General features: G+C 56.5%; 4 protein-coding genes. All 4 read right to left on the bottom strand.

Annotation, left to right across the window (positions count from 1 at the left end; translation table 11 throughout):
* Positions 1-6: 6 nt before the first annotated feature.
* Positions 7-3396 (bottom strand): SusC/RagA family TonB-linked outer membrane protein, encoded by a 3390-nt coding sequence (locus ABLA33_RS07025; protein WP_347719759.1) that lies wholly within the window; start codon positions 3394-3396, stop codon positions 7-9.
* Positions 3397-3818: 422 nt separating this feature from the next.
* Positions 3819-4418, bottom strand: a complete 600-nt coding sequence (locus ABLA33_RS07030; protein WP_347719760.1) for a YqiA/YcfP family alpha/beta fold hydrolase — start codon at positions 4416-4418, stop codon at positions 3819-3821.
* Between the two features lie 228 nt (positions 4419-4646).
* Complete coding sequence (locus tag ABLA33_RS07035) at positions 4647-7154, bottom strand: TonB-dependent receptor (protein ID WP_347719761.1); 2508 nt, start codon at positions 7152-7154, stop codon at positions 4647-4649.
* 396 nt (positions 7155-7550) lie between these two features.
* Positions 7551-8086: hypothetical protein (locus ABLA33_RS07040; RefSeq protein ID WP_347719762.1), on the bottom strand; the 536-nt coding region annotated here is incomplete at its 5' end.

Here is an 8086-nt window from a genome sequence, read left to right on the forward strand (position 1 = left end):
TGGCGATTAGAAAGTGATGCGCAACCCGAGGGTGTAGGACGGGCGGAGCGAGAGGGCGGTTTGGATCGAGAAGCCATTTTGGGTGGGATCCTGCCCTTTGAGTTCCGACGATTTGACAGTGAAGAGATTCGTCACCGAGAAATCGAGCGCGAGGTTGGAGAAAGGCATTTTCTTCAGTTGTCGCTGCGAGAACTGGTAGCGGAACGTGACGTTCGACAGGCGGAGATAGCTTCCCGACACCACGCGCACGTCGGCGTTGTCGTACATCGACCAATAGTTATCGGCGAAAGATTTGAAGCCTTTGAGTTCGCTGTTCGACGAGTTGCTCCAGTGGTAGCGATTGCGCTGATACTCCGGATCGCTGGGGCTGATGAGCGAGGGATAGTCCGTGTGGCGCTCATCGCCGGGTCGACGCCAACGGTCCACAAATTCCTTTCGCACATTGTTTTCCGACGAAACGCCGTCGAGAATATCCTTATAGAGCGCAAATTTACGGATCTTGTTGCCAAGTGCATAGTTGAAGCTGGCGGCCAACGAGAGTTGTTTGTAGCGCACGGTGGTATAGAACGATCCGCTGAGGTTGGGTTCGCGGCTTCCGCTGCGTGCCATGAGGAGCTGCATGATGCGGTCGAGCGTTTTGCCCTCGAGCAGATGCTGGCGATCCTTGTAGTCGTCGAAGAGCGGCAGTCCGTTGGTCGGATCGAGTCCGAGGAAGCGATAGCTGTAGAAGGTGCCGATGCTCTGTCCGTCGATCACCGCCGTACCGTTGAGATAGTCGTTGAGCGTGTAGTCATTGATGGATTTCGTTTCAATGCGGTTGTGCACCACCGAGTAGTTCGACGAAATCATCCACGACCAATCGCGCGTTTTGATGGGATAGGCCGTGAGGTTGATGCTGAAGCCCTTGTTGTAAAGGTCGCTGCCGTTCATCACGTAGTTGTCCACGCCGTTGACCGACGAAACCGGGGTATTGTTGAAGGCGTCGTGCGTGTGTTTGTAGTAAGCTTCGACGCCGAGCGACACGCGATAGTCGAAGAGCGCGAGGTCAAAACCGGCATTGAATTGGTCAGTTTGCTCCCAACGCAAATTGGGGTTGGGGAGTGCAAAGACGCGTGCCACGTTCTCGCCGTAGTACGTATCGACACTTTCCTGTCGGAGAAGCAGGTTGGGCGTCTGGTTGTCGACCATGTTGCCCGTCTTACCGTAGGAGGTGCGGAAACGCAGGTCGCTCACCACGTCATAGCGGCGGAGTGCCAACTCTTTGAGGTTGAGCATTCCCGATGCCGACCACACGGGCAAAAACTTCTCGTTGCTGCGCGAACCGAACTTGTTCGACGCGTCAAAACGCGTGTTGGCGCTGAGCGACAAGAGACTGCCGTAAGAATAGGAAAGGATGGCATAACCGCTGAGACGATGCGTTTTGTCGGCCTTGATCGAAGGGGTGTTGCTCGCCAACCACTTCGCGTAGTAGGGGAACTTCTGCACCTCCTCGGCCGTCATGTTCACATATTTCAGTCCGCGATCCTTGTAGAAACCGCGCGTGTTGGTGCTGAAGCCGTCGGTGTTCGACGTGTTCATTTCGTAACCCAGCGAGGCGCTCACCAGGTGCTTCTTGTCCGCTCCGAGTGCGTGACGCAAGTTGGCCTGTGCGCGCAAGGTGAAGTTTTCGCTCACGTTGCGTCCCGAATTATACACCCCACCGTAGGGCAAATCGCTCTTTCCGTACTGTCCGGGGATGGGATCCACACCGTATTCACTGTTGCGGAGCTGCGCTACGTAGTTCGATTTCTCACCAAACCACGTGTCGTTGTCGCTCGTGTTGCGCTGATAGGAAGTGGTGAGGGTGAAATCGAGGAGTTGACGGAAGCGATAGGTGAGATCGAGCGCAGCCATGATGCCGTTCGAGGAGTAGTTTTTCTCCGTGTTGTCGATCTCGTTGAGAATATTGTAGCGATATTTATATTGTCCGTCCTTGTCGGTGCCCACGTTGTAGGCGTGGCGCTGATAGTAGTAGTACGATCCGTCGTTGTTGAAGGCGGGCAGCGCACGGGTGGTGCCGTAAGCGTAGCCCAGCGGATCAATTTCGCCGGGGAGCTGCTCTTTCTTCTGCACATTGGCGTTGAGTCGCACATTGGCCTGGATCACTTTGGCAATGCGCGTCTGCATGTTGAGCGAAGCCGTGTAGCGGTCGTTGCGATGACGGAGCTGCACACCTTCTTCTTTGTTGTAGCCGAGCGAAGCATAGTAGCGCGCAGTCTCACTTCCGCCCGAAAGCGAAATGGTGTGGTTGTGGTTGAACGTATCGTGGGTCAACAGTCCGAACCAATCCGTGTTGGCCGTCTCGGCCTGACGCGCCTCAGCCACGAAGGTGTCATAATCGATCTGTCCCGTGACGTAGCGGTGATAAGCTCCCTCATATCCCACCATGGTCATGTGGTTGGGGAAGGCATAGTGGAGGTTCACCAGGTCTTGCCCGAAGCGCACGCGCTCCTGCGAGTTCATCAGATTGATATTGCTGTCGGTATATCGTGGACGGGCGGTGTATTTGAACTGCGCATTGTAGGTGATGCGGGGCGGTCCCGGCTCACCTTTCTTTGTTGTCACGACAATCACACCGTTGGCAGCGCGGGTTCCGTAGAGCGCAGTGGCGGCGGCATCCTTAAGCACGTCGACACGCTCGATGTCTTGTGGGTTGAGTCCCGAGATGGCGTTACCGATGTAGTTAATGTAGTCGGGGTCGTTGAGCTGTTCGTTGGTCACATCGACAGGATCCGACAAGGGAATTCCGTCGAGCACCCACAGCGGTTCGCGATTGCCGATGAGGGTCGACGTACCGCGAATGCGCATGCGCGCCGTCGCACCGACTTCACCGGAGTTCTGCATGAACACCATGTCGGGCACGCGCCCTTCGAGTGCCTGTTCGAGACTTGTCATGCCGGGCATGAGGATCTCGTCCATTTTTAGTGAGGTGATCGAGCTGGTTTTCTCGCGTGTGCTGATCGTACCGTAGCCCGTGACCACCGCTTCGCCCAAGCTTTTGGAATTGTCCTCGAGCATGAAATCGTAGTGCATCACGCCGGCTTTCGTTCCCTTCACCTGGCGTTGCATACCAATGTAGGACACGGCCACGCTCAGCCCTGCAGTGCTCAGCCCTGCGGGGAGATTGATCACATACTTACCGGTCTCGTCCGTTTGAACGGTCCAGGTCTTTTTGCCTTGCTTCACTCGCACATAGGCGCCCACGAGCGGATCGCCTTGTTTGTTGAAGACCATGCCCGTGAGCTGGTTGGCTTGGGGAGTCGTGGGCTGTTGAGCCGCTGCGGGGAGCGCAAAACTCAGCGCCGCACTCATCAGAAGACTCCCGACTAGCACTTTCGGGTGAGCTGATTTCCTCATGTATCGATGGTTTAGGGTGTTTTTATTTAAGAAAACCGCAAGATAAACAGCGGAGCGATGGCATATTCCCAAAGAATACACAGAATATTCAATTCGAAACGCAACGCCCACTGCAAAAATACAGACTTCGTGACAATCCGCCAATGTTTTACTTGTTTTTCTACGGCATAATCTTTTCCTTTGTCTCGTTTTCGACACTATATAATTGCGAAATTACCAATTTCGCATACTCCTCGTATGCAAATGCAGGCAGAATAACAAAAGAACGCCCGACCTTTCTTTGCGAAGGTCGGGCGTTCTTCTTCTCCGGCGGCAGGTCGGTTCGAGATCCTGCGCGATGACGCGCTGCACATCGGGGGAAAAGGCGGAAAAGCTCCCGTGAAATCCGAAAAAATGGGGAACTTTCGTCACTCCCCTCCCTTTTAATGCGCGGGCAGCTCCAACAGTCGGCGCACCAGCGGGAGCACCACGGCCGAAACCACCGCGCCGTTCAACGAGTGCTCCCCGTCGAACACCACCAAATGCTCCTTACCATAGTGTTTGGCGAAATCCTTCTGGTGATTCACCCGCTTATCGTGCTCGCCGAACAAGCCCCACACGCGCGCCTTCTCGGCGGCGTCGATGCCCTTGAAGAGTTGTTTTTCCAACTCGCGAAATTGGTCGATCATCGTGCGATCCACCTTGAAGTCTTTGGCTCCGTCCTCGCGTTTGTTGTAAAATTCGCGATGTCCCATGCCGTCAAACGTCAGCCGCTTCGCCATGGAGAAAGCAGGATTGATGAGCACGCGGGGAATGCCTCGCAACATTTCACCGTAGAGTCCGCCCATCGACGCGGTGACAATGAGATCGGGCTTTTCGTCGGCCACCAGTTGTCGGAGAAACGGCATCGCCTCAGCCGGCATGACGGGGATGTCAGGTGCCACCACCGTCACGTCGTCGGCATAGAGTTGGTCGCGCAGCATGATCGCCGTGCCGTTGTGCCCGCTCGAGGCAAAACCATGGAGAAAGAGTATTTTTTTCATCGTTTTCGTCTTGTTGTCGCAACCCGCCCGTGCGGGTCTTTGCGCGAAGTTATGCACTTTCGGGCGAGCACGCAAGGCCGAGCACGCAAAAATGCCCCCGCACGACAAAGGCGCACCCTTCCCTCACGGAAGCATGCGCCTTCTTCATGAGTCACCTTTTCGGCAAAGGCAACGCGCGTTGTCGTCGGTCAACAATATAACCCTGTGATACAACCATCGGCCGGGCAATCAAAACGACAAACGCATCCCGGCAAAGTAACTGCGGGGAGCCATCGGGCCGTAGATGTAAGCCGAATCGCGGGGATGGCCGCGGTCGAAGTCATCTTGATAGGCATCGAAGAGGTTTTGCACCCCGGCGTAGACTTGCGCTTTGTAGTAGCTGCGAATTGGTAAGGTGTATTGCACCTTGAGTCCGCATTCGAAGAAGACGGGCGTCTTGAACGTGCGCGGACCGAGCACCGTCACATTGTCCTGTCCCTCGCCGCTCATCACGCGGTCGTGGCGCACCGTGGCCGAGGGGCGACCTTCATATTCGGTCAAGCCCGTGGGCTTCGTCAGGTCGTCCTCGCCGTTGGCATCCTTGGCGTAGTCGGTCGGAATCAGGTGGCCGGCCAACATCGAGCCGGTGAGATTGCCCGTGAGCGAGATGTCGAGGTGCTTCATCGGCGTGAAGGTCGAAACGAAATAACCGTACACATCGGGCGTGCGATAGATGCGGCGCGTGGTGTAGGCGTCGTTTTCGTCCCACTGCTGCGCTTCGTTCCACTGACTGCGGTGGTACGTCACGCCGGCCTGCAGCGCCCAATACTTCGGCAGCGAGAGGCGGCCTTCGAGGCTAGCGCCCACCACCTTCGCACCCGAAGAGTTGGTGCGGGTTTTCACGATCACACCGTCGCGTTCCGCCTGCGTGAGGTTGAAGGCATCGTGCAGTTCGGTGTAGAACGCCTCGGCCGTGAGGTTCAACTGCCAGCCGCCGCCCAAGCGGGTGTACCAGTCGGCCGAAAGGCTGAAGCTGTTCGAACGCTCCTCGTGGAGGTTCTTTGCATTCTCGATCAAGATCAGATCACCGCCGGCATTGGCCACGTGCAAGTCCTCGTCGAAGATTTGCGGAGCTCGGAATCCGGCGCTGTAGTTGGCGCGCAGCACCCAATCGGGGGTCGGGTTGAAACGCACATTGGCACGCGGACTCAAAATGGCGTGGTCGAGCAGCGAATGCTTGTCCAAACGGCCGCCCACAAGGAAGCTCCATCGTTCCGTCTTCCACTCGTTTTGCAGATAAGCAGAAGTGGTGTGCACGTTCTGTTTGAGGTAGTTTTTGCGAAATCCGCTCTTGTCCTCCAAATCGTCGTGGTTGTATTCCACGCCCACGGTGAATTGTGAGGGCATGAAGAGCAGGCGGGCAAAGTCATAGGCATATTGCGCACCGAGCACGCCGGTGTAGCCCTTCGTGCGGCCGTAGCTCACCAGTCGCTTGTTCATCTCTTTGCTCTCTTCTGTAGTGAGAGGAGACGTTTTGGCCTTTTCGAGGAAGTCCGACACGAGCATTTCACCGCCGCCGTAGTAACTCTCGCGCTGCACCTTCATGAACGAAGCGAAGGCATTGACGCGATGGCGGGTGTCGTCGGAGATGAAGCTGTAGCTCAAACTTCCCGTCAAGTTGTTGTGACGCAGTTGTTCGGCTATGTGGGCATTGTGGGGCTCATTGTCGAAGAGATCGCCGCCGCGGCGGAACTCGCGCGTGTTGTGCAGCTCTGCTGTCAACCGCGAAAGTTCGCTCAGGCGAGCAAAGCCGCGCAAGCCCACGTTGTTCCCGTCGAGCTTCGGCATTTCCGAATAGCCGTCGCCGTTGCGGTCATAGGGCGAGCGGTGGTGCAGCTGCCCGAAGAAGGTGAGGCCGAACTGGTTGTCGTCCGTCACATAGGTGGCATTGAGGTTGGTGTTGTTCTCAAACGTGTTCAGCCCGCCGAGTCCGCGAATCTCATGCGACACCGCCGCCGAGGAAGCCGTGGGATCTTTCGTGATCACATTGATCACCCCGGCAATGGCCGACGAACCGAAGAGCGCCGAACCGCCGCCGCGCATCACCTCAACGCGCTCGATCATGTTGGTCGGAATCTGTTCCAAACCGTAGATACCCGCCAAACTGCTGAACACGGGGCGCGAGTCGATAAGCACCTGCGAGTAGGGGCCGTCGAGCCCGTTGATGCGCACTTGCGAGAAACCGCAGTTCTGGCAATTGTCTTCCACGCGCACGCCGGGTTGGAACTTCAGCGCCTGCGAGAGGAACGAACTTTGCGTGTTGTCAAAGATTTTGGCATCGAGCACATTCACCAGCGTCGGGGCCAGTCGCCGTTTCGTCACGTTGCGCGTGGCCGACACCACGACATCGCCGAGTGTCACCCCTTGCGGCACGAGTTCGAAGTCCGACACCAGCGTGGCATCGGGGATGGCGGTCACTTTGTGCGCCTGCGGTACGAAACCGGGCACGTCCACTTCGACCTCGAGTTCTCCGAGCGGGAGATTCTTGAGCATGTAGTGTCCCGTCACGTCGGTCGACACCGAAATGTGGTGGCCTTTCACCGTCACCAAGACGTGGGGTAGGAACTCGCCCGTGGCGGAGTTGCGCACATGCCCCACGATGTGCGCCGGTCGGTCGTCGGGAGCGGCCAACACCGTGCTCGAAGCCGTAAAGAAGGCGAGCAGCAGGAGCAGAAAGAGGAAAAATACTTTTCTCATATTCTATTTTTATATATTACGTTGTGGCCCCTTTCCGCCTTTCTCTGTTGCGGTGGTAGCCCGAGTGTTATTTTCTCATTGCAAAGTTCCTTTATTTTCACGACTTCCACAATACCCATAAAAGGGTAAAAAAAACATCTGCCAACGCGCCCAACCCTCCCGTGCTCACCGTTTCGAATCGTAAAATACCCACTGTTGGGTATTGTGCGCGTCACATTTATTTCAGTCGCACGCGACTTTGCAAATTCTTTCTCCCCTGCCAGAGCCCACCTTTCGCACCGAACCCCAACAAAAAAGTCCGACGCTCGCAGCAGCGAACGTCGGACCTTTACTGTGCCGGTGCTTTATTGCTTTCCGGCTATGCGTGTTGGCATGTCGCGGCATGCCGAGACGAGATTAGTACAGCGGTACTTCGGCAACCAAGCTGCGGCCGTCCACGAGTGTCAGCGTGAAGCGGAGCTTAGTGCAACCTTCGGCCGGCTGCTCCCACACCAACAGGCGGAACGAGGGCGCGTACAAAGAAGGCTCGGCCTTTGTTTTTAAGAGCCAATTGCTTTTTACGCTGAACGTATCGATGCGTTCTGCTTCGAAGTATTCGTGACGGAAGCCCTCCGTTGTGCGGAAGTTCGCGTTCCTTCTCTTGCCCTGCAACAAGGGACAGGAGTAGTTGCCCAGATCTCGTGGCTTTCCTTTGCGATCGATCCCGACCACCGAAAGTTCCTTCACCCCGAAGAGTCGAGGGGCCACGCCGATGGACTGCTGGAAAAGCGCATCGAGATCAGCGTTGAACTCTGCATCGCTTTCTTTTTGTCGGTAGATCGTGTCGCCGACGGCCACTACACGAAGGGAATAAGCCGACACCGACGGAAGGTTGTGCCGGCGAAATAAGGTCTTGCCTTCCATCTCGACGTGGAGCTGTCGGGGCAACATCG

The organism is uncultured Alloprevotella sp. (genome assembly GCF_963536905.1).
Taxonomy (GTDB): Bacteria; Bacteroidota; Bacteroidia; order Bacteroidales; family Bacteroidaceae; genus Alloprevotella.

Coding starts and splice junctions, on each gene's coding strand:
- ABLA33_RS07025 (WP_347719759.1), bottom strand. CDS start 3,396: ATGAGGAAATCAGCTCACCCGAAAGTGCTAGTCGGGAGTCTTCTGATG.
- ABLA33_RS07030 (WP_347719760.1), bottom strand. CDS start 4,418: ATGAAAAAAATACTCTTTCTCCATGGTTTTGCCTCGAGCGGGCACAAC.
- ABLA33_RS07035 (WP_347719761.1), bottom strand. CDS start 7,154: ATGAGAAAAGTATTTTTCCTCTTTCTGCTCCTGCTGCTCGCCTTCTTT.